We start from the raw sequence: 19,085 nt of genomic DNA on the forward strand, positions 1-19,085 counted from the left end.
CCATGGCCGTCACCACTTCGCCCTCCGCAGCCCGAGAGATCCGCTTCGTGCTCATCGTCGGCGCCGCCTGCAAGCGGTACCCCGGCGGCACCATCCCCGTCCCCGAGGGGGTCAACGCCTACACCTTCGCCACCGCCAAGGCCCTGGAGCTGGCCTCGCCCACTGGCCAGTGGGTCGTTTGGACCAGCAGAGGCGCGCCGATCATCTTCCCGGCCCGGGCCGTGCAGCGCATCGAAACCGAGTACCTCGACGGCTACTGATCGACGCAGGCCAGACGCCCCGTCACCCCGCCCACAGACGGCCGGTGACGGGGCGTCGACACGTCTACGACGACGCCCGGTTCTTCCCCGCCGCGATCTGGCCGGCCGTCTCCCCGGTCACGCCCATCCGCGCGCCGATCTCCCGGAACGTGTGGCCCTGATCCTTCGCCGTGCGCACCGCCTGCTGCCGCACGTCCGCCAACGTCCGGTGCAGCTCAGGCCACTCGCGCAGCACCTCTGCGCAAGCCGCCGCCCGGTCCAGCGCATCGGGGATCGCCTCCAGCCCCCGCAGCGCCTCGCGTACCCGCTCGACCTCACCAGCCACCCACGCCACCTCCCGCCCGGAGAGTAGGGCTGCACACAGCGCCACCCAAGGGGTACTCTCTGGTCCCAAGGGGGACCCCTTGGGCGTCACGACGGGCCGACGACGCCCGACGACGCCCCACAACTGAAACGAGCCCCGCCGGTGTGCGACCACCGAACGGGACTCTGACCACCGGAGAGTGACCTCCATGGCTGACCAGCAGCCTACGCACACCCCAGACCCGGCGGCTACGTCCGGGCTCGGCCTCGCCGTCGGCGCCGCCGTCATCATCACCGGCATCACCGGCATCGCCTTCTGGCTCAGCTACCACCACCTGCACGACGTCGCCGAAGCCCACGGCCTCGGCGCCGACCCCGCGAGAGCGTGGGCGTGGCCGGCCGTCCTCGACCTCTTCTACCTCGCCGGTGAGCTGCTGATCCTCCGCGCCTCCTACCTGCGCACCGTCGACCCGTGGGCCATCGCCCTGACCGCGGTCGGCGCCCTCGGCTCCATCGGTCTCAACGTGGCCGGCGTCGGCCCGGACGCCCCGGTGCTGGAGTACGTGGTGGCCGCGGTCCCGCCGGTGGCCGCCCTGCTCGCGTTCGGCGCGCTGATGCGGCAGCTGCACGTCTGGTTCGCCCGGCGCCCGGCCGCCGAGGAGACGCCCGCCCCGGCCCCGGCCGTGACGGTGGAGCGCGCCGAGGAGCAGCCTGTGCCGCCGATGCCCGAGCAGGCCCCCGCCCTCCCGCCCGCCGAGGAGCCCGGAGAGCGGCCCGCCCTCGAGGAGCAGCGACCGGAGCGACCGGCCATCCGATACAGCGACGCCCGGTGCGCGATCATCCGCCGCCTGTACGACTCCGGGTTCCGGCCCACCACCGGCGAGATGGGCGCGGCCCTGGTCGCCGCCAAACTGGCCAAGCCGTCCGCGTCGATCCTCCGGGGCAACCTGCGCGCCGAGATCGAGAACCACGAGCCGCACCTGAAGGACCTGCCCCAGCGGCCCACGCAGCTGCACCAGGCGGGGTGACCGTCGTGCTGCTCGCCGTGTTCTTCGTGCTCGCAGCCGCCTTCGGGCTCCTCGGCCTGGCCCTTGTCGACCTCCGCACCGTCCCACCCGTGTCCGGGACGTGCGCCCTGATCCTCACCCTCGCGGCGCTCGGCGTCGCCGTCCTCCGCTGAAGGACCCCAGACATGACTGTCGTGACGTACGGCGGCGTGACCGTCGGCTTCCTCCTCCTCGCCTGGCACCTCGCCGACTGGTGGCCCGGCCTCAAAGCCCTCCGCCACAACCCCGCCGGCCACGCTGGCACCCTGCTCCCCTTCCTCCTCGCCTGGACGTACGGCGTCCTGGTCGTTCTCGGCGTCGGGGGCCTCATCGGTTGGGCCGCGGACACCGCGCTGTGGATCTCCAACTGGCTCGGTGACGTCGCCCTGGTGTGGGGCGTCGGCGGCCAGGCAGGGCAGACCGCGGGCCGCGTCACCTACCTGCCGCTCACGCAGCCCGGCGGCGCCGTCGTCCTCATCCTGACCGCGATCCTGATCGTCCTGTCCCGGAAGACCGGGTATGGCGTGGACCTGAAGCGCGGCGCCTGGTGCGGCATCTGCCACGGCACGTCGGCTGGCATTGCCGGGTTCGCTGCGGCCCCGATCGCGGTCGCCGTGAACTGGCTTGGCGACGGCCTGTATGGGCGGCTGTGATGGGGCGCCGGAAGCAGGCGGCCGAGGAGCCGCAGGAGCCCGAGGAGCGGAGCACGCTCGCCGGTGCCGTGGTCGTGGTGCTGCTGCTCGCCCTCGTGTTCGGCGTGCTGTTCGCCGTGTCCGACGCCGCCGGAATCCTCGCAACCGTGGCCGCGTGCACTGTGGCCGTCTGGTGGTCGGTCACCCGCCGCGTGTCCGATTCGTCCACCCCTCCCCCACCGGGGGAGGGGCGCCACACCTGTAGCGAATGCGCAGGTCACACGCTTCTCGGCGTAACCCCTCTCGAAGGCCAGAAGGGGATGTTGATCTACCGCAGCGTTCCGCCCGACCGCCCGAACCACACCCACGTGCACATCGTGCACACCGCCGACGAGGCGACCGCATAGACCTTCCGAGGCGACCCGCCCCGGTCCTCCCTCAGAGAACAGGAGCACATCAGATGAAGCGCTACGACCACGTGAGCAGCACCGAGATCAAGGCCGAGGTGCAGCGACTCAGGGAAGAGATCAACCGGCCCGAGATGTCCGACGCCACGCGCGAAGCCGCGCACTACGGCATCGACCAGGGTCTCGACGAACTGGAGCGCCGCGGCGACCTCTGACCCACTCGCCCCGGGACGGCCGTCCATCCGCCAAGACGCCGGCCGCCCCGGTCCCATCCCGAAGCACGAGACGGAGAGGCCATCATGGCACTCGGATTCCCCAAGCCGATCAAGAAGGACGACCCGCGCCTACGGGGCAAGGAGACGGACTACAGCGCCTCGCGCGGCGGTTGGTACCCCCGGGAGAAGAAGCCCGTCCCCGGCACCCCGAAGCAGCCGAAGAAGTAGCACTGTCAGACCGGCGGTGTACCGTCGGAACCGTCAACGAGGCCCCGCCCACATTCCCCCAGGGCGGGGCCTCACCCACGCCCGCCATGACACCATGCCCCTCACTGACCACCGTCCTGTGGGGGGACCCATGCGCACCCGCGCCACCATCACACTCACCGCCGCCCTGGCCCTCGCCGTCACCGGCTGCTCCTCGGGCGACGAAAGCGACGACGCCGCACCGGCCACCAGCACGGCGTCCAGCCCGGCCGCCGGCCAGACGCCCGCGCCCGACGACGGCACCGCCAAGGCCGACCTGGAGGAAGCCGTCCGGGACTACACGGCCGCGCTGTTCAGCGGTGACGAGTCCGGCTACGCCGCGCTGTCCGAGCGCTGCAAGAAGACCATGACGAAGGCGTCGTGGGTGGGGATGGCTGAGGGTGCGCACCAGCAGTACGGGGCGCAGAAGGCGACCGACGTGAAGGTCGATCAGCTGTCCGGGGACCTCGCCCGCGTGAGCTATGGGGCGGGGAATATCCCGCAGTTCGAGCGTGAAGGGCAGCCGTGGGTGCGTGAGGGCGGCGCGTGGCGGTGGGACGCCTGCCCGTCGACCGGCTGACGCGGGCCCCGTTCTACGGGAGGATGAACCATGACCTACCGCCCTTATCCCAACCGCGCCCGGGCCCTGAGCCAGGTCGACCGTGGCCGTGTGGCCGCTTCCGTTCGAGAGCCGTCCGAATTCGAGCGTCAGGTGGCCGCTGCGGCATTCACGTTCCTGGAGAACCTGGGGCGCGCCCTGCGCCCGGTCGCCGAGGCGGTCAGCCGTACGACCATCAACGTGCAGCCCGCGCCGTCGCACACGGAGACGGCCCGGCCGGTCGTCGGCATCCACTCCTCAGTCATCCGCGCGGCCGAGTGGAGGGCCCGCAACGCCTGACTCGGTACCACCACGGCCCCGTTGACCAGCGGCAGCGGGGCCTCGCCACGTCCGCGAATTGCAGACCCCAAGATCCTGGCCCGCTCAAAATCCGTACCTTCCGTACAGGGAGGTGACATGCCGCGGCGCCAGGCGCACCACGATCTGGGCCTCGTGCGACAGCACGAGGTCGTACGCCTGCGCACCCAAGAACGCCTCGCCTTCCGCGACATCGCCGCCCGCCTCGACTGCGACGTCAAGAACGTCTACAAGGCGTGGAAGCGCGGAGTCGCCGAACTGGCCGAGGAGGCGAAGGCCGCCCACGGCGAGTACCTCGGCGAGCAGCTCGGCAACCTGGACATCGCCATCAACTCCCTGATGCCCAAGGTCATCAAGGGCGATGTCCGCGCCGTCGAAGGCCTCGTCCGCCTCTTCGACCACCAGGCCAAGCTCCTCGGCCTGTACGCCCCCGTGAAGGCCAGCGTCACTGTCACCGACGAGATGACGGCCCGCGTCATGGCGCTCGCCGAAGAGTTCGAGCAGCTGGGGGCCAAATGACCGTCGACCTGGAGACGCTGCGTGCCCGCGTCCAGCAGCTCACCCCCGAAGAACTGGCACTCCTCGAGGAGCAGCTGGCCGCCCGCCTGTGGCAGAAGCGCTGGAACCGGTGGACGCCGTACCCGTGGCAGGTCCCTCCAGACGCGATCGAGACGCTCGGCTGGTGGCTCCAGCTCGGCGGCCGAGGCACCGGCAAGACCGACGGCTGCGCCCGCTACATGGTCGACCACGTCAACGGCCCGCCCTGCGACCCGCGGCTACGCGGCGGCCACCGCATGGCCATCATCGCCCCGACACAGGGCGACGCGGTGGAAGCCTGCGTCAACGGCCCGTCGGGGCTCCGCGCCCATGACCCGCGGGTGGTCCTGCGCACCACGGCCGGCGGCACCTTCGCCCGCTGGCCGAACGGAGCCGAGGCCAAGCTGTTCGGCGCGCACACCCCTGACGACGTCGAACGCCTCCGCGCCGGCGGTAACCGCTGCCTCGTCTGGATGGAAGAGGTGGCCGCGCAACGCCGCCTCTCCGAGGCCATCACCCACAGCGAGATGGGCCTGCGCATCGGCCCCAACCCCCACTACATCGGCTCCACCACGCCCAAGCCCCGCAAGGAACTGGTGGAGCTGAAGGCCAGCCCCAAAGTCCACGTGACGCAGGGCCGCACACGCGACGCCATCCACCTCCCCGAGGAGATGCGCCAGCACCTGATCGCCAAGTACGCCGGGACCAGGATCGAGGCGCAGGAGCTGGACGGCGTCCTCCTGGAGGACATCGAGGGCGCCCTGTGGTCGATGGCCGGGCTGGACGCCGCCCGCGTCGGCGCTACCCCGCCGTTGTCCAGCGTCGTCGTGGCCATGGACCCCGCGGCCACGTCGACTGATGAGGCCGATGAGATGGGCATCATCGTGGCCGGGCGCGGCGCCGCGTACATCCCGGACAAGAACGGGTTCGCGCGGCAGCACGGCTACGCGATCGATGACCTGTCCGGGCGGATGCCGCCGATCGAGGCCGCACGCCGCGCGATCCGCGCGTACCACGAGCACCGGGCCGACGCGATCGTGGCCGAGACCAACAACGGCGGTGAGTGGATCGGCACCGTCGTCCGGCAGGTCGACCCGACCGTGAACTACCGCACCGTCACCGCCAGCCGCGGCAAGCAGACCCGGGCCGAGCCGGTGGCCGCCCTCACCGACCAGCGTTCCGCGCACGTCGTCGGCTCGCTGCCCGACCTCGAGGAGCAGCTGACCACCTGGGTCCCCGGCGACGACTCCCCAGACCGGCTCGACGCCTACGTGTGGGCCCTCACCCATCTCATGCTCGCCCCTGCGGGCAACCTTGCCGCGGTCGCCTAGGAGGACCAGTTGAGCCACTACAGGAACCGAGCGCTGAGCCGGGCCCGGGAGAAGCGGGTCGGCGGGCTGGACGTGCTGCGGGACCGCATGCCCGTCACCGTGGCCAGCATCGGCGGCCAGCAGTCGTTGACGCTCGCCCTGGACGCCGAGACCCGCGGATACGCCAACTCGGCCGTGGCGTACCGGTGTGTGGCGGCGATCGCCGACAACGGGTCCTCGGTGCCGCTGGTGGTGGCCCGGCAGGACGGCAGCGTGATCGAGAACCACGAGATCAGCCACCTGTTCAACAAGCGGCCCAACCCCTTCATGTCCGCCCGCGCGCTGAAGTCGCTCGCCCTCCAGCAGGCCGAGCTCGCCGGGCAGGCGTTCGTGTGGCTCGACCGCGGGGAGACCGGCCTTGGCCCCATCACGGAACTGAACCTCGTCTTCGATCAGGTCGACGTGGTGGTGGACAAGCCACTCGCGCAGCGGCCAACGACCGCGAACCTGGCCGGGTTCATGATTCGCCGAGCGGACGGCACGCAGGTTCCGGTGCTGCCGGAAGAGATGCTCTGGCTCCGGTACCCGCACCCGTTCGATCCGCTCGGCTGCCTCGCCCCGTGGAAGGCCGCCAGGCACGCGGTCGACATGGATGCCTACGCCCGCGAGTGGCAGCGCTCCTCGTACGCGAACGGGGCCCGGCCGACGGGCGTCGTCTACCTCGGCGACATGAACGAGACCGAGTTCGAGCAGGTCAAGGCCGCATGGCGGTCGTCGATGCAGGGCCCGGAGAACGCGGGCAAGAACCTCCTCGTCCGCTCGACGCCGGGCGCGGGCGGCCAGGCCGGCGGGAAGGGCATCGGCTACGAGCGGCTCACCTTCACCCCCGAGGAGATGGCCTACCTCGAGTCGCGGATGGCGAACGCGGCCGAGGTGATGATGGCGTTCGGCGTGCCGCACGACTACCTCGCCGCGGGCACGACGTACGAGAACCGGGCGGCGGCGAAGGCCACCCTGTGGTCGGACACGATCAAGCCGAAGCTGGAGATGATCTCCTCCGAGATCGACTTGCGGCTGCTGCCCTCGGACAACGAGGAGGCCGTGTTCGACCTGTCCGGCGTGGAGGCGTTGCAGGAGGCGCAGGACTCGGTGGCCAACCGAGCGCGCGCCTCGATGTACGCGGACATCACCACGGTGGACGAGGCCCGCGCCGTCCTCGGCCTGGACCCGCTGCCGGGCGGGATCGGGCAGAACACGCTCACCCCGTACCGGGCGCAGTTCGCCCCCGTCCAGGGCGTGCCCGGCGGCGACGACGCCCGGTCGTGGGACGCCGACTTCTCCCGCCTGCCCCCGTCGACACCCGACGTCGGGACCGTCGTGGAGCGCGCCGTGGAGGCCGCCCTTTCCCGGCTCCTCGGCGGCGCTCCGACGCAGGTCGACGCCCCTCCGACGCCCCGACGACGGGAGCTGACGCGCGCCGACGACGCCCCGTCGTCACCCTCCCTCGCCGAGATCAACGAGGCATACGACGAGCTGGAGCGTGCCGGGCGCCGCACCGTGCAGGCCCTCGCCCGGGAGCAGCGGGAGCGCGTGCTGCGGGACTTCGACCGGCTGATGAAGAAGCCCCAGCGGTCCGAGGAGTGGCTGACCGAGGTGAGGGCGCAGGCCGCCGCGCTCGCCCGCGAGCAGCTGCTGACGCTGGCCCCGCCCGACCCGGAGCAGGTACCGGCCGCCCGGCTCACCGACATGGACGTTGCGTCCGGCCCGGATGGGTGGGAGCAGCGGATCCGGGTCCGGGAGATCTTCGACGGCCGGTACTGGCGGCGCCGGACCGGGGAACTGATGCGCCCGTTCCTGGAGCGGGTGTGGCGGCGCGGCGGCACCACCATCACCGGCAGCTTCGACCTGGACGAGCCCGACGTGGCGGACGCGCTGAAGGCCCGCCTCGAGGAGCTGGCCGGGCAGGTAACCGCGACGACCGAGCAGGTGCTGCGCGCGCAGCTGCTGGCGGCCGGTGTGGCTGAGGGCGAGGCGATCCCCGAGCTGCGCGCCCGGTTGCAGCAGGTGTTCACGAACCTCTCGGACTACCGGGCCACGATGATCGCCCGGACGGAGACCGTCGGCGGCTACAACCAGGCCAGCTTCCTCGCCGCCCTGGACGCGGGCGCCACCCGCAAGACCTGGCTGGCCACCGCCGACCAGCGGACCCGCGAGACCCACCGCCAGGAGAACGGCCGCACCGCGGCGATGAACAAGCGGTTCACCATCACCAAGTCTCGGTGGCCGGCGGATCCGTCGGCCCCGGCCGCGCAGTCGATCAACTGCCGCTGCGCGCTCACCTTCGAGTTCGAGGAGTCCTGACCATGCCCCTGCCCACCGTCGGACGGATCGTCCACTACCTGCTGTCCGAGGAGGACGTGGCTCGCATCCGTGACCAGCTCAGCCACAACCCTCCGGACGTGTCCGACCAGTTCAACGAACCCCGCCTCGGCCAGCCGTACGCGGCCATGGTGACCTCGGTGAACGACCACCCAACCCACTCGGACGTAAACCTCAGCGTGTGGCTGGACGGGCCCGCCAACTTCTTCGCTCCCTCTCGCCAAGAAGGCGACCAGCCCGGCACGTGGTGCTGGCCGCCTCGGAAGGGAGCCTGACCATGGCCGCAACCCTGCTGCGCGGGGAGGTCGCGTGCGTCCTCCAGGCCGCCGAGTACCACCAGTACAACGGGGCGTACCGGCCGCCGAACGTCCCGCTGCACGAGGTGCGCCGCGGCCCGTACGACGGGCAGCGCGGCGCCGTCATGCGCGACACGAACGGCGACCTCCCCAAGACGCTCGCCTTCCCGCGGCGGGACCCGCGCGTCGTCTACGAGTACGACGGCATGAAGGGCACGACCGCCGTCTACCGGTACGCGCCGAACCTGAGCCCGGTGCACCGCGGCCTGATGGACGCGGTGGCCGAGCAGTACGCCGAGCACGCCCTGAACAAGGCCAAGGGAGCCGCCTCGTGAACGTCCTGATGATCGAGTGCCCGTACTGCCACGTCCAGCAGCCAGCCCGGATCACGGCCGTGGCAGACGTCGACCTCACCCGTGACGACCTGCCCGACGCCGTCAAGGTCAAGCAGGTGGCAGATCTCACGGCCGCCAAGACGCACGCGCAGACGTGCAAGAGCAGGAGGACCCGAGCATGACGGAGATCGAGTTCCGCAGCCTCGAAGACATCGAGTGGCGCGTAGAGGACGGCGACGACGGCACCTTCGCCGGGTACGCCTGCCGCTACGGCAAGAAGGACAGCTACGGCACCACGTTCCACCCCGGGGTGTTCCGGAAGGGTCTCGACAAGCAGGACTACGCCCTGCTGTTCATGCACTCCCCGTACAGCCCGGTGGGCACCTTCCGGGCCGAGGAGCGCGCGGACCACCTGTGGATTGAGGGCCGCTACGACGACACCGCCGCCGGGCGGGACGCCCGCGTGATGGCCCGCTCCGGGTCGGCACGGGAGCTGTCCGTGGGCTTCGTGCGCACCGACCTGCCGGACTGGAAGAAGCTGTACGAGATGGAGGAGGACAAGCGGAAGGACGCGCTGGAGAACATCCGCAGCGCGCGGCTGGTGGAGGTCTCGCAGATCACCGCCCGTATGGCCGCTGTCCCCGGCTCGAAGCTGAAGACGGTGCGCAGCGCGCTCGGCGATCTGTACGCCGAGGTGGACGCGCCGACGATCGCCGACCGTATCCGCGAGGAGCAGGAGCGCCAGGCCGACGAGGACGAGCAGGACCGGCGGATGCAGGAGCGGCAGCGGCGCGCGGCCCTGCTGCGCCTCACCACCGTGGAGAGGCAGTGACATGGCCCGGCGGTTCGTGAGCCGGGCGCAGTGGCGGGCGATGTTCGCACGGAGGATGCCGTTCGCCCGGCGCTGGGCTCACCGCAACCAGCGATCGGCGCCGTACAAGTCGCTGCCGAAGCACTCCCGACGGGGACGACGACGCAGGTAGACGCCCGTCGACACCGCGAATTGCAGACCCCCCACACACGACACCCGCCAATCGATCTACCCTCCACCCATCCGGGCCGCTCGCACCGGACGTGAAAGCCGCGAGCACCGCCGGGCGCGTTCCACCGGCCGTGAAAGACGGACGCAGCACCCCATCACGCATGGGCGGCTGCACGCCGTCCACGGACCGAGGAGGACACCGTGAGCAACTTCGCTCGCGTACGCCCCGTCGGATACCGCAAGGGCCGCGCCGCCATCGGCGAGGACCCGGCGAAGCGGTACCCGATCTACGCCATCAAGGGCGGCGCCCCCACCCTGTTGGAGCAGCGCGACGAGGTCGCCCGGCTCCTCGCGGACGAGAACTACGACGGCGACGTGGACGAACTCCTCGCCCGCGCCGACCAGATCACCGCGCAGATCGAGCAGGCCAACCAGCGCGACGCCCGCCGCCGCGCCCTCCAGGCCGCTACGCTCCCCGCCGGAGACCCGCAGCCACAGGGCGGCGGCCAGCAGCGCCGCGAGGAGCCGGGCATGCAGCCCGACGACCGCGGCAATCCGCACCCGCTCACCGTCGCCGAGGCGTTCGTCCGCTCCAAGGCCCTCGAGACGTTCCGCGCCGGCGGCATGCGCGGCAAGATCGGCGTGGACTTCTCCGAGCCGATCGAGACCCGCGACGCCCCGGCCGGCACCACCACGACCCAGACGTACCCGCTCCAGAACACGCGGGTGCCGGGCGTCATCCCCGAGAACCCCGACTATCCGCTGCTCGTGGCGGACCTGCTGGACCAGCAGACCAGCGACGGCACGACGCTGGAGTACCTGCGGGACATCTCCGGACCGGTGACCGGTGTCGGCACGTGGAACAAGGCGGCGGTCGTCGCCGAGGGCGCCACGAAGCCGATGAGCGGTCCGTTCGAGTTCGAGCTCATCACCACGACGCTCAAGACCGTCGCCCACTGGGTGCCGATCACGCGGCAGGCTGCGGACGACAACGGCCAGCTGATGGGGTACATCAACGGTCGCCTCACCTATGGCCTGCTGTACAAGCGGGACCGCGAGGTTCTGAACGGCAACGGCACGACAGAGATGCAGGGCATCCTCACGACGCCCGGCATCGGCACCTACCAGCCCGGGGCGGGCAGCACCGATGCCAAGCTGATCACGGTGAGGAAGGCCAGGACTCAGGCGGAACTGGCGCTGTACCCGCCGGACTCCGTGATCCTCAACCCGCTCGACTGGCAGGACATCGAGCTCGACACCGACGACAACGGCCAGTTCCGCGTCATCACCAGCGTGCAGGAGCCGGGCGCCGCGATGCGCCTGTGGGGTCTGCGCGTCGTCACCACCGTGGCCATGGCCGCCGGCACCGCGCTGCTCGGCGGGTTCCGGGCTGGCGCAACCCTGTGGACCAGGCAGGGCGTGACGATCCTCATGTCCGACAGCCACGCGAACTTCTTCGTCGAGAACACGCTCGTCGTGCTCGCCGAGATGCGCGCGAACGTCGCCGTGCACACGCCGGCCGCCTTCGTCCGGATCACGTTCGCCCCGGCGGGCGCCTGATCCCTGGGCGCGGCCACCTCCCCGGCCGCGCCCCACCCCGCAGACCACCCCTCCACCGAGGAGCCACCCATGGCGAGCACATCGCGTAAGAGCCCCGAGCCGCAGGCCACCGAGACGCCCGAGCAGCCGAACCCGGCCGTCATCTCCACCCGCGAGTACGACGCGGGCGAGGGCTGGCAGGTCGGGCAGAAGGCGCCGGCCGACGCCTACCGGGCGCTGTCCGACAACGGCAGTGGCCAGGTCACCGGCCCGGTCCTGGACCACCACCCGGGCGGCTACGCCCGGCAGATCATCACCAAGGGCGCCGTCGTCACCGAGGGCGTGCGCCGGGAGCTGGACGCCGCCGAGGCCGAGGGCGAGCAGGGCTGACCTGTGGCGTACTGCTCTGAAGAGGACGCACGCGACGCGGGGTGTACCGGCACGAGTGCCGAAGTCACCGCGTGGATCGCTGCTGCCCAGGAGCGGATCGACGCCTACACACAGCAGGTCTTCGAACCAACTGACCTGGTGGTGGTGGCGGACGTCGGCGCGGATGGACTGGTCATCCTTCCGCGCCGCGTCCGCACGGTCACCAGCGTCATGCCCGTCCTGGAGCCCGACGACGGGGCGTCCATCCCCGCATCGGCGTACCGGGTCACCTCGTCTCGGGTCCTCGGGCAGATCGACGCCGTGCACCTCGCGTGGGGCGGCTACGACGATCTCGTGGCCGGGGCCGAGTCGTACAACGGGGGCTGGCTCGGCCTGTGGGAGCGGTGGGGCGCCGAGCAGGTCAAGGTGCTCGGCTCCTTCGGGTACGACACGGTGCCGCAGATGGTGGGGCAGGCGTGCGCGCTGCTCGCTGCGGACTTGCAGGCGAAGGCCGCACCGTCGGACGCGGACGCCGCCGAGGATGGCGGCCTCCAGGTGGACGACGAGGGCAACAACGTCGCCATCGAGGACACCGACGACGACGGGGCGTCGGGCGTCGTCGGACCCACCGCCTCCACCGGATCGACGCAGGTCGACGCCCTTCTGACGGGCTACCTCAACCGCGGCTACAACCTGATCGGCGGTGTGTGATGGCGCGCTTCCGGTCCCGTGGCCGTCTCCGTCTTGGCACGCAGGTGTCAACGCAGATCAACACCCGTCCGTACGAGCGAGGCCTGCGCCGGTACCTCGGCCGCATGTCCGACGACGTCAAGCGCGCCGTGGACCGCACCCGCGTGGACGTACAGAACGAGGCACGCCGCCGGGCCCCGGTCGACACCGGCAGGCTGCGCTCCAGCATCGTGTCCCGCGCCGAGGGCTCGGGCCGCTCGGTCGGCTACGTCATCGGCACGAACGTGAACTACGCGGCGGCCGTGGAGTACGGCACGTCGCCGCACGTCATCAAGCCCGTGAACAAGCGCGCGCTGTACTGGCCGGGGGCCGCGCACCCAGTCGCGCAGGTCAACCACCCCGGGACCAGGGCGCAGCCGTTCATGCGGCCCGCCATCGAAATGACCGAGATCTTCTGGCGGGCCCACGCCTCGCAGATCGGCAGGCGCTGATGGCCGCGAGCACCGCGGGCGCCATCAAGGCCCGCCTCGAAGGGCTCCAGTTCGGAGTCCCCGTCTTCCGCGACGGACCGCGTGAGGGGCAGGCACCGCCGTTCATCGTCGTGCAGGAGGGCATGCCCGCCGGCCTGGACAACGTGGCCAACGGGGACTTCGGGGACCCCGATGCCGAGGTCAACATCATCGAGACGGTGACGGTCGACCTGGTGCAGCAGGCCCGCATCAAGACCGGCGCGACCACGACGAAGGTCACCGAGCGGTACGGCCTCGCTGAAGCCATCGCGCACGCCCTGCACGGCTGCCAGCTTCCCGCCCACCCGGCGACCGTGCACGCGGTCCGCGTGGACGACATCGACCGCATCCCCATCGCCGACAACCGCGTCCGGCACTCCATCACCGTTCAGATCCGACGCGCCCTGCTCCGTGAGGAAGTGACCCCCGCATGACCGTCATGTTCACCGAGATGCCCCGCGAGGACGTCGTGACGTACCTCGGCTCGGCCTGGCCGGCGGCGGCCGGTTCGACCATCGAGCGGGTGGCGTTCTTGTCCGAGGGCGCGCACGGCGGGGTGTCTGTGCAGACGGACGGGCCCGGCATCACGTGGTTCGTGGTGGACGGGGTGATCGTCCCGCAGGACGCCGGGCCGCTGCCCGAGCTGGAGGGCGACGAGCTGGTCACGCTTCCGGCCGCCGTGGAGCCTGAGCAGCCGCCGATGACCGACCACGTCCCCGATCCGTCCGCGTCGTTCGGCGCCGACACCACTCCGTAGGGCCGGACCCCGGCACCAGGAAGGACAGCCATGCCCATCTCGCGAGTGACCAAGTTGTACGCCGTGGAAGACGCGAAGATCTTCCCGCTGCTGAGCGACCCCGCCGACGGCACTCCGTCGTACGGGGCGGGCATCGACGTGCCCGGCATCAAGTCCATGGAGATCAGCGGCGACGTGGAGGTGAAGGAGCTCCGCGGTGACAACGGGCTCTTGGACTCCGACGCGGCCCTGTCCAACATCACCGTGTCGTACCCGCACGCCAAGCTGAGCCTGGACGTGCTGGTCGCGCTGGTCGACTCCGAGGTGACCGACTCCGGCACCACCCCAGCGCAGAAGACGAAGTGGTCGCTGAAGCAAGGCGCCAAGCCTTTGCCCTACAAGCTGGTCGGCAAGACGCCCACGTCCGGTGGTGACCTGGTCGGCGGCGACGTCCACTTCAGCCTCCTCAAGTGCGTCATGTCCTCGTTTCCGGGCTTGGGCCTGGCCGAGGAGGACTACCGCACGATCGAGAACCAGGCCCGCTGCGTGCCGCTCATCTCGACGGGCGAGTGGATCGACGTCGAGATCAACGAGACCGCGATCGCGATCCCGACCGCCGCGACTCCGTGACCCCGGGCGGGCGCGCCCTCGCTCACGCGCCCGCCCGGCCCCTCCCCTCACCCGCAGGCCGAAACCCGGCACTCACGTAGGGACACACCACCATGACCGCAGGCACAGACCTCCTCGGCGGCGGCGGCTCCGTCGACCTCACCGACGGCACCCGCGTCCAGCTCCGCTACAGCTTCCGCGCCCTGGCCCTCCTCGAAGCCCGGTACGGGTCCGTCGCAGCCGTGCAGAACGCCATCGACACCACCGGTCAGGGCGCCGCGTTCGGCCCCGTCATCCAACTGGTGGGCGCCGGATGCGTCGGCCCGGGCGGCTTCGAACCGCACTACCGCGAGCACCAGGACGCCAAGGGCGAGCGCCGCATCAGCGGCGACATCGTGTACCGGCGCCGCACGGACGGCGCGGACATCGCAGACCTGCTCTACCCGGGCCGCATCAAGGAGTACGTGGAGGCGTTCCAGGGCGCGTTCCAGAAGGCGCTGGCGGCCCTGGGAAACGACCAGGCCCCGGAGGCCGGGGCGACGATCGAGACGGTTTCCCCTGGGCTGAGCTCTACTACCTCGCCGTCGGTGCCCTCCACATTCCTCCAGACGCCTACTGGGACATGACCCTCTGCCAGCTTCTGACGCTGGCCGAGCAGCATCAGGCCGCCCACCAGACCGGCGGCCGACGCAGTCCCGAACCCGCCGACGGCACGTCCCTCCTGGGATTCGCCTCGATGGCCCGCCGATGAGGAGGTGACTCTGTGGCCGCCGACGAGATCAACCTGCCGGACCTCGTCTCCCACCTGGGCGTCGATCTCACCGGCCTGTCTGGGACGGTCGCCGACGCGCGCCGGCAGGGTTCCAGCGTCGGCGCGGCCCTCGGCGGCGGCATCCAGCGGGAGTTGCGGGACCTCGTGGGGAACCTGCCCACGATCGACGTGGACGCCTCCACCGACGATGTGGACCGCGACCTTGCCCGCGTCCGCGATGAGCTTGAGGGTCTCGCCGATCAGCGGATCGGCGTGGACGTCTCCATCGGTGACGCGCTACGGCGGCTCGAGGAGCTGGAGCCGCACCTCCAGCGGCTGTCCGACACGCACCCGAACATCAACGTGCAGGCGTCCACCCGGCAGGCGCTCAGGCAGTTGGAGGAGCTTCGAGCCGCCGCCCGCCGCGCGGACGACACGGACGTCGATATCGACGTGGACGTGGACACCGACGGCCCGAACCGGCTGATGGGCCTGCTGCGCCGGATCCCCGCGATGGCGGGTTCGGCGGTGGGCGCCCTGTCGGGTGTGGGCGTGGCTGCGGCCGGGATCGGTACGGCTGTGCCGGTGGTGGCCGGCCTGGTGGCGACGCTGGCGAACGTGGCGCCGGCGGCGGCCGTCGGGGTCACGGGGATGGCTGCGGTGCAGCTGGCGTCGGGCACGCTGAAGTTGGCCATGGTCGGGGTGGAGGACGCGGTCACGGCCGCCTTGGACCCCAGCAAGTCGGAGGAGTTCGCCGAGGCGCTGGAGAAGCTGTCTCCGGAGGCGCGGAAGTTCGCGACGGCGATTCGGGATGCGGCCCCGGCGCTGCGGGAGTTGCAGCAGGAGGTGCAGGACAGGGTCTTCGCGGACTGGGGCGATGACCTGGAGCGCACGGGCCAGACCGTGCTGCCCATCCTGCGGCGTGGCTTGCTGGCCTCGGCCGATGCGGTCAACGAGATGGGCAAGGGGGTACTGGCCGCCGCGCGGGACCTCGGCGAGCGCGGCACCCTCGGCAGGGCCATCGACTCTGCGAGTACCGGGCTGACCAACCTGTCGGGCATTCCCGGCATCGTGGTCAAGGCGCTCGGGCAGATCGGCGCGGCGGCCGGTCCCAGTTTCGAGCGGCTCACCGACCATGCGGCGAAGGCAGCCGAGGGCATCGGCAAGAAGCTGGACAGCGCCTTCGAGTCGGGCCGCATGGAGCAGGCCATCGAGGACGCGATCTCCCTGCTCAGCGAGCTGTGGGAGGTCGGCGAGAACGTCTTCGAAATCATCGGGAACATTTTCGGCTCGGCGGCCGACGGCGAGGGCATGGTCGGTGTCCTCCAAGAGATCACCGGCGCGCTGGCCGAGATCACGGGGACGCCCGAGTTCCAGGAAGGGCTTGATGCGCTCTTCGACACGATGAGCAAGCTGGCCACGACGGCGGCGCCGCTCCTCGCCAAGGCCCTGGGATTGATCGCGCCGGTGCTGATCCAGCTCGGCCCGCCTGCGCAGGAGCTGATCGACAAGCTCGGCGAGGGCCTGATGACGATCCTCCAGGAGCTGGAGGACACGGGGCTGCTGGAGCAGCTGGCCACGTCGCTCGGCGAGGTGGCATACGCGATCGCCCCGCTGATCCCGCCGCTGGCCGAGCTGATCGCCGCGATCCTTCCCTACCTGGTGGTGTGGCTGGAGAAGTTCACCTACTGGATTCGTCTGGTCGGCGAGTTCATCGAGCGGTTCGCCATCCCCGCGATCCAGATCGTCACGCAGCTGCTCCGCGGGGACTTCTCCGGCGCCCTTCAGGGGGCGAAGGATCTCGTGGTGGACATGGTCAGCACCACGGTCATCGAGTTCGCATCGTGGCCGGGCCGCGCCGAGGGCGCGATCTCCGGTCTGAAGGGCGCGTTGGGACGGCAGGTCGGTTCCGCGACGGTGTCCATGCTGCAACGGGTCCGCTCCGGGGTGGGCGACTCCGTGGCGCAGCTGGCTGGGATGCCCAGCCGTGCAGGTAGCGCGCTCGGTCCGCTGGCCGGTCGAATGCTCGCCCCAGCAGCCTCCGCGGGTGCCCAGATGCTCAGCGTCATCGCGCGGAAGATCGCCGAGGCTGTGGCCTCCGTCGCGAGTCTGCCGAGCCGGGCCGCCGGCGCCGTCGGTGGCCTCAGCGGTGTCCTCTTCAACGCTGGCCGGAGCCTCATTCAGGGCTTCATCGACGGCATCGTGTCCATGATCGGAGCGGTGGCGAGAGCCGCCGCCAGCGCCGTGGACGCGGCCCGCGACTACTTCCCCTTCAGCCCCGCGAAGAAGGGACCCTTCTCCGGGCGCGGCTACACCAGCTTCTCGGGCCGCGCACTCATCGAGGGCTTCGAAGAGGGCATCCTCGCCCGACTGCCGCAGCTACAGGCGGTCCTCGAGCAGCTGCCTGGCCTACCCGCCACGGCGGGCCCGGCCTTCCCGGCCATCCCGTCCTCCTTGGCGGTGCCCACGGCCGAGCAGTTGCGGCCCGTGTACGCCGGCACAGGCGGCGGCGACCAGTACAACGAGATCCACCTGCACGGCACTGAGGCCACGCCGCAGGGCGTGGTCCGGGAGCTGTCGTGGCTCGGTCTCGTGGGGAGGCGATGACGATGCCGCAGCAGGCGATCGGCCGTATCCAGTGGGGAGACCTCGTCTTCGGCCCCGGCACCCCGTACACAGTGACGGCGCTTGACGGCCTGGACGACCTGCCCGAGATCCGCAGCGAGGACATGGAGCGTCCGCAGCAGCACGGCGACTACACCGGCCCCGACTTCACTGGCCCCCGGACCATCAACCTGAAGTTGGGCATCCGAGGCGAGACACCCGACCATCTGCGGAAGCTGACGCTGGCGTTGCAGGCGGCGACTCAGCCGGGGGTACGGCCAGCGCAACTCCAGTTCCTGGACCAGAACCGTCTGGTGTGGGCGAAGGTCAGGCGCCGGGCCATCCCGTACGACGCGGAGTACCTGTGGCGGATCGGCGACGCCACCCTCCAGCTGTACTGCGCCGACCCGTACTTGTACGGGCTCGAGGAGAAGGCTGCGTGGACGGCCGCGTACTCGCCGAGCGCCGGCCGTACCTACCCGCTGGTTTACGGCGGCCCGGTCCCGTTGCTGCGGAACCGGGTGCTCAACCCGTCCGCCGAGGTGGACCTGTCGAACACGCAGGTGTACAGCGGCGCGACCCGCGACCGAATCACGAGCGACGCCCGGTACGGCACGGCGTCTATCCGACACGTCCAGCAGGCTGGGACCACCTTCGGTGGCACCCGGTACTCGATCGCGCCGGCGGCCGCGGGCACGACGGTGACGGCGTCGGTGTGGGTGAAGACCGACGGTGCGGGCACCACCGCGTTCTTCGCGTTCCGCTCGGCCTCGGCCACTCTGGACGTGGCCAGCGCGGGCACGCCCACGCCTGGGCAGTGGGAGCGGGTGAGTGTTCAGTACACCGTGCCCGCTGGTCAGACCTGTACTGAGGTCGCCATCGCCTACAACGCGCCAACCGGGGCTACATGGTTGGCGGACGCGATGATGGTGGAAACCGGCACCGTCCTCCACGACTACATCGACGGTGACCAGCCGCTGTGTACGTGGGAGACGGTGCCGCACGCGTCGCCGTCCCGGCTGCACGGGACGACTGGCCGCTCCTACGGCGCGCAGGGCACATCAGGCCGGGTGACCGCCCTCAACGAGGGCGCCGCCGACGCCTATCCCGTACTGCGCCTGGACGGCCCGATCGCCACTCCCGCCATCGAGCAGGTCACCACGGGCGGGATCCTCGCCCTGGACGCCACAGTGCAGGCCAACGAGTACCTGATCATCGACACCCGGTCCCGGGCGGTTCTCCTGATGGGCACCAGCCCCCGTCGCACCTGGGTCCGCGCCGGGTCGACGTGGCCCGTCCTGAAGCCTGGCACCAACGAGATCGCCTACCGCGGCGGCGCCCTGCCTGGCGCCACCGACCAATCGTCCCTGCTGACCATCACCTGGCGCGACACCAGCCTGTAAAGAAGGGGGGT

The 19,085-nt window shown here is 70.9% G+C and carries 28 protein-coding genes; 27 read left to right on the forward strand and 1 reads right to left on the reverse strand.

All coding sequences use genetic code 11. The features are described 5' to 3' along the window. Window positions 1-2 precede the first annotated feature (2 nt). Window positions 3-260, forward strand: coding sequence for a hypothetical protein (locus tag ACIQ6R_RS06265; protein ID WP_404219128.1), 258 nt, complete (start codon window positions 3-5; stop codon window positions 258-260). Between the two features lie 64 nt (window positions 261-324). On the opposite strand, the gene ACIQ6R_RS06270 is transcribed toward ACIQ6R_RS06265, so the two are convergent. Beyond that, entirely contained in the window at window positions 325-585 is a 261-nt protein-coding gene (locus ACIQ6R_RS06270; RefSeq protein WP_404219130.1) for a hypothetical protein, read from the reverse strand. 187 nt (window positions 586-772) lie between these two features. Here ACIQ6R_RS06270 and ACIQ6R_RS06275 point away from each other — a divergent pair, with 187 nt between their 5' ends. From ACIQ6R_RS06275 to ACIQ6R_RS06400, 26 genes are all read left to right on the forward strand, one after another. Further along, entirely contained in the window at window positions 773-1,591 is an 819-nt protein-coding gene (locus ACIQ6R_RS06275) for a DUF2637 domain-containing protein (RefSeq protein WP_404219132.1), read from the forward strand. Further along, window positions 1,588-1,743, forward strand: a complete 156-nt coding sequence (locus ACIQ6R_RS06280) for a hypothetical protein (RefSeq protein WP_404219134.1) — start codon at window positions 1,588-1,590, stop codon at window positions 1,741-1,743. Before ACIQ6R_RS06275 ends, ACIQ6R_RS06280 begins: the two co-directional genes overlap by 4 nt. A 12-nt stretch (window positions 1,744-1,755) precedes the next feature. Further along, the gene (locus tag ACIQ6R_RS06285; protein ID WP_404219136.1) at window positions 1,756-2,262 is read left to right on the forward strand and encodes a hypothetical protein; all 507 of its coding nucleotides are present in this window, start codon (window positions 1,756-1,758) and stop codon (window positions 2,260-2,262) included. After that, a complete protein-coding gene (locus tag ACIQ6R_RS06290) occupies window positions 2,262-2,648 on the forward strand; it encodes a hypothetical protein (protein ID WP_404219138.1) in 387 nt (128 codons plus the stop codon). Before ACIQ6R_RS06285 ends, ACIQ6R_RS06290 begins: the two co-directional genes overlap by 1 nt. Window positions 2,649-2,701: 53 nt before the next feature. Then, a complete protein-coding gene (locus ACIQ6R_RS06295) occupies window positions 2,702-2,863 on the forward strand; it encodes a hypothetical protein (protein WP_404219140.1) in 162 nt (53 codons plus the stop codon). Between the two features lie 84 nt (window positions 2,864-2,947). Next, the gene (locus tag ACIQ6R_RS06300; RefSeq protein WP_404219142.1) at window positions 2,948-3,091 is read left to right on the forward strand and encodes a hypothetical protein; all 144 of its coding nucleotides are present in this window, start codon (window positions 2,948-2,950) and stop codon (window positions 3,089-3,091) included. Between the two features lie 130 nt (window positions 3,092-3,221). Then, entirely contained in the window at window positions 3,222-3,689 is a 468-nt protein-coding gene (locus ACIQ6R_RS06305; RefSeq protein WP_404219144.1) for a hypothetical protein, read from the forward strand. Window positions 3,690-3,719: 30 nt separating this feature from the next. After that, window positions 3,720-4,007: a hypothetical protein gene (locus ACIQ6R_RS06310; RefSeq protein ID WP_404219146.1), complete on the forward strand. Its 288-nt coding sequence runs from the start codon at window positions 3,720-3,722 to the stop codon at window positions 4,005-4,007. 117 nt (window positions 4,008-4,124) lie between these two features. Further along, window positions 4,125-4,544: a hypothetical protein gene (locus tag ACIQ6R_RS06315; protein WP_404219148.1), complete on the forward strand. Its 420-nt coding sequence runs from the start codon at window positions 4,125-4,127 to the stop codon at window positions 4,542-4,544. Then, entirely contained in the window at window positions 4,541-5,893 is a 1,353-nt protein-coding gene (locus ACIQ6R_RS06320) for a terminase large subunit domain-containing protein (RefSeq protein WP_404219150.1), read from the forward strand. The genes ACIQ6R_RS06315 and ACIQ6R_RS06320 overlap by 4 nt, the downstream gene beginning before the upstream one ends. A gap of 9 nt (window positions 5,894-5,902) precedes the next feature. After that, a complete protein-coding gene (locus ACIQ6R_RS06325) occupies window positions 5,903-8,233 on the forward strand; it encodes a phage portal protein (RefSeq protein WP_404219152.1) in 2,331 nt (776 codons plus the stop codon). A 2-nt stretch (window positions 8,234-8,235) separates the two neighbouring features. Next, the gene (locus ACIQ6R_RS06330; RefSeq protein WP_404219154.1) at window positions 8,236-8,526 is read left to right on the forward strand and encodes a hypothetical protein; all 291 of its coding nucleotides are present in this window, start codon (window positions 8,236-8,238) and stop codon (window positions 8,524-8,526) included. Between the two features lie 2 nt (window positions 8,527-8,528). Next, a complete protein-coding gene (locus tag ACIQ6R_RS06335) occupies window positions 8,529-8,882 on the forward strand; it encodes a hypothetical protein (protein ID WP_404219156.1) in 354 nt (117 codons plus the stop codon). Continuing rightward, window positions 8,879-9,064 (forward strand): hypothetical protein, encoded by a 186-nt coding sequence (locus tag ACIQ6R_RS06340; protein ID WP_404219158.1) that lies wholly within the window; start codon window positions 8,879-8,881, stop codon window positions 9,062-9,064. Before ACIQ6R_RS06335 ends, ACIQ6R_RS06340 begins: the two co-directional genes overlap by 4 nt. Further along, window positions 9,061-9,714, forward strand: coding sequence for an HK97 family phage prohead protease (locus tag ACIQ6R_RS06345; protein ID WP_404219160.1), 654 nt, complete (start codon window positions 9,061-9,063; stop codon window positions 9,712-9,714). Before ACIQ6R_RS06340 ends, ACIQ6R_RS06345 begins: the two co-directional genes overlap by 4 nt. 351 nt (window positions 9,715-10,065) lie before the next feature. Continuing rightward, entirely contained in the window at window positions 10,066-11,424 is a 1,359-nt protein-coding gene (locus tag ACIQ6R_RS06350; protein ID WP_404219162.1) for a phage major capsid protein, read from the forward strand. Between the two features lie 69 nt (window positions 11,425-11,493). Continuing rightward, the gene (locus tag ACIQ6R_RS06355; protein ID WP_404219164.1) at window positions 11,494-11,793 is read left to right on the forward strand and encodes a hypothetical protein; all 300 of its coding nucleotides are present in this window, start codon (window positions 11,494-11,496) and stop codon (window positions 11,791-11,793) included. Between the two features lie 3 nt (window positions 11,794-11,796). After that, window positions 11,797-12,483 carry a hypothetical protein gene (locus ACIQ6R_RS06360; protein WP_404219166.1) on the forward strand — a complete coding sequence of 229 codons (687 nt, stop codon included), beginning with the start codon at window positions 11,797-11,799 and terminating at the stop codon, window positions 12,481-12,483. Further along, window positions 12,483-12,953: an HK97-gp10 family putative phage morphogenesis protein gene (locus ACIQ6R_RS06365; protein WP_404219168.1), complete on the forward strand. Its 471-nt coding sequence runs from the start codon at window positions 12,483-12,485 to the stop codon at window positions 12,951-12,953. The genes ACIQ6R_RS06360 and ACIQ6R_RS06365 overlap by 1 nt, the downstream gene beginning before the upstream one ends. Further along, window positions 12,953-13,405 (forward strand): hypothetical protein, encoded by a 453-nt coding sequence (locus ACIQ6R_RS06370; protein WP_404219170.1) that lies wholly within the window; start codon window positions 12,953-12,955, stop codon window positions 13,403-13,405. Before ACIQ6R_RS06365 ends, ACIQ6R_RS06370 begins: the two co-directional genes overlap by 1 nt. Further along, window positions 13,402-13,728, forward strand: a complete 327-nt coding sequence (locus tag ACIQ6R_RS06375; RefSeq protein ID WP_404219172.1) for a hypothetical protein — start codon at window positions 13,402-13,404, stop codon at window positions 13,726-13,728. Before ACIQ6R_RS06370 ends, ACIQ6R_RS06375 begins: the two co-directional genes overlap by 4 nt. A 30-nt stretch (window positions 13,729-13,758) precedes the next feature. Further along, window positions 13,759-14,337: a phage tail protein gene (locus ACIQ6R_RS06380; protein WP_404219174.1), complete on the forward strand. Its 579-nt coding sequence runs from the start codon at window positions 13,759-13,761 to the stop codon at window positions 14,335-14,337. Between the two features lie 92 nt (window positions 14,338-14,429). Further along, a complete protein-coding gene (locus tag ACIQ6R_RS06385; protein WP_404219175.1) occupies window positions 14,430-14,942 on the forward strand; it encodes a hypothetical protein in 513 nt (170 codons plus the stop codon). Further along, on the forward strand, window positions 14,915-15,067 hold the full coding sequence (locus ACIQ6R_RS06390; protein WP_404219622.1) for a hypothetical protein: 153 nt from the start codon (window positions 14,915-14,917) through the stop codon (window positions 15,065-15,067). Before ACIQ6R_RS06385 ends, ACIQ6R_RS06390 begins: the two co-directional genes overlap by 28 nt. 12 nt (window positions 15,068-15,079) lie before the next feature. After that, entirely contained in the window at window positions 15,080-17,674 is a 2,595-nt protein-coding gene (locus tag ACIQ6R_RS06395; RefSeq protein ID WP_404219177.1) for a hypothetical protein, read from the forward strand. Then, entirely contained in the window at window positions 17,671-19,074 is a 1,404-nt protein-coding gene (locus ACIQ6R_RS06400) for a phage distal tail protein (RefSeq protein ID WP_404219179.1), read from the forward strand. The genes ACIQ6R_RS06395 and ACIQ6R_RS06400 overlap by 4 nt, the downstream gene beginning before the upstream one ends. Window positions 19,075-19,085 lie beyond the last annotated feature (11 nt).

Origin of the sequence: Streptomyces sp. NPDC096048, assembly GCF_044763415.1 — a bacterium.
Lineage (GTDB): Bacteria > Actinomycetota > Actinomycetes > Streptomycetales > Streptomycetaceae > Streptomyces.

Bases quoted from the DNA above. Each gene is read 5' to 3' on its own strand.
- ACIQ6R_RS06305 (WP_404219144.1), top strand. From the start codon at position 3,222: ATGCGCACCCGCGCCACCATCACACTCACCGCCGCCCTGGCCCTCGCC.
- ACIQ6R_RS06315 (WP_404219148.1), top strand. From the start codon at position 4,125: ATGCCGCGGCGCCAGGCGCACCACGATCTGGGCCTCGTGCGACAGCAC.
- ACIQ6R_RS06370 (WP_404219170.1), top strand. From the start codon at position 12,953: ATGGCCGCGAGCACCGCGGGCGCCATCAAGGCCCGCCTCGAAGGGCTC.
- ACIQ6R_RS06380 (WP_404219174.1), top strand. From the start codon at position 13,759: ATGCCCATCTCGCGAGTGACCAAGTTGTACGCCGTGGAAGACGCGAAG.
- ACIQ6R_RS06330 (WP_404219154.1), top strand. From the start codon at position 8,236: ATGCCCCTGCCCACCGTCGGACGGATCGTCCACTACCTGCTGTCCGAG.
- ACIQ6R_RS06300 (WP_404219142.1), top strand. From the start codon at position 2,948: ATGGCACTCGGATTCCCCAAGCCGATCAAGAAGGACGACCCGCGCCTA.
- ACIQ6R_RS06310 (WP_404219146.1), top strand. From the start codon at position 3,720: ATGACCTACCGCCCTTATCCCAACCGCGCCCGGGCCCTGAGCCAGGTC.
- ACIQ6R_RS06265 (WP_404219128.1), top strand. From the start codon at position 3: ATGGCCGTCACCACTTCGCCCTCCGCAGCCCGAGAGATCCGCTTCGTG.
- ACIQ6R_RS06385 (WP_404219175.1), top strand. From the start codon at position 14,430: ATGACCGCAGGCACAGACCTCCTCGGCGGCGGCGGCTCCGTCGACCTC.
- ACIQ6R_RS06290 (WP_404219138.1), top strand. From the start codon at position 2,262: ATGGGGCGCCGGAAGCAGGCGGCCGAGGAGCCGCAGGAGCCCGAGGAG.
- ACIQ6R_RS06365 (WP_404219168.1), top strand. From the start codon at position 12,483: ATGGCGCGCTTCCGGTCCCGTGGCCGTCTCCGTCTTGGCACGCAGGTG.
- ACIQ6R_RS06345 (WP_404219160.1), top strand. From the start codon at position 9,061: ATGACGGAGATCGAGTTCCGCAGCCTCGAAGACATCGAGTGGCGCGTA.
- ACIQ6R_RS06400 (WP_404219179.1), top strand. From the start codon at position 17,671: ATGACGATGCCGCAGCAGGCGATCGGCCGTATCCAGTGGGGAGACCTC.
- ACIQ6R_RS06320 (WP_404219150.1), top strand. From the start codon at position 4,541: ATGACCGTCGACCTGGAGACGCTGCGTGCCCGCGTCCAGCAGCTCACC.
- ACIQ6R_RS06285 (WP_404219136.1), top strand. From the start codon at position 1,756: ATGACTGTCGTGACGTACGGCGGCGTGACCGTCGGCTTCCTCCTCCTC.
- ACIQ6R_RS06335 (WP_404219156.1), top strand. From the start codon at position 8,529: ATGGCCGCAACCCTGCTGCGCGGGGAGGTCGCGTGCGTCCTCCAGGCC.
- ACIQ6R_RS06295 (WP_404219140.1), top strand. From the start codon at position 2,702: ATGAAGCGCTACGACCACGTGAGCAGCACCGAGATCAAGGCCGAGGTG.
- ACIQ6R_RS06275 (WP_404219132.1), top strand. From the start codon at position 773: ATGGCTGACCAGCAGCCTACGCACACCCCAGACCCGGCGGCTACGTCC.
- ACIQ6R_RS06355 (WP_404219164.1), top strand. From the start codon at position 11,494: ATGGCGAGCACATCGCGTAAGAGCCCCGAGCCGCAGGCCACCGAGACG.
- ACIQ6R_RS06375 (WP_404219172.1), top strand. From the start codon at position 13,402: ATGACCGTCATGTTCACCGAGATGCCCCGCGAGGACGTCGTGACGTAC.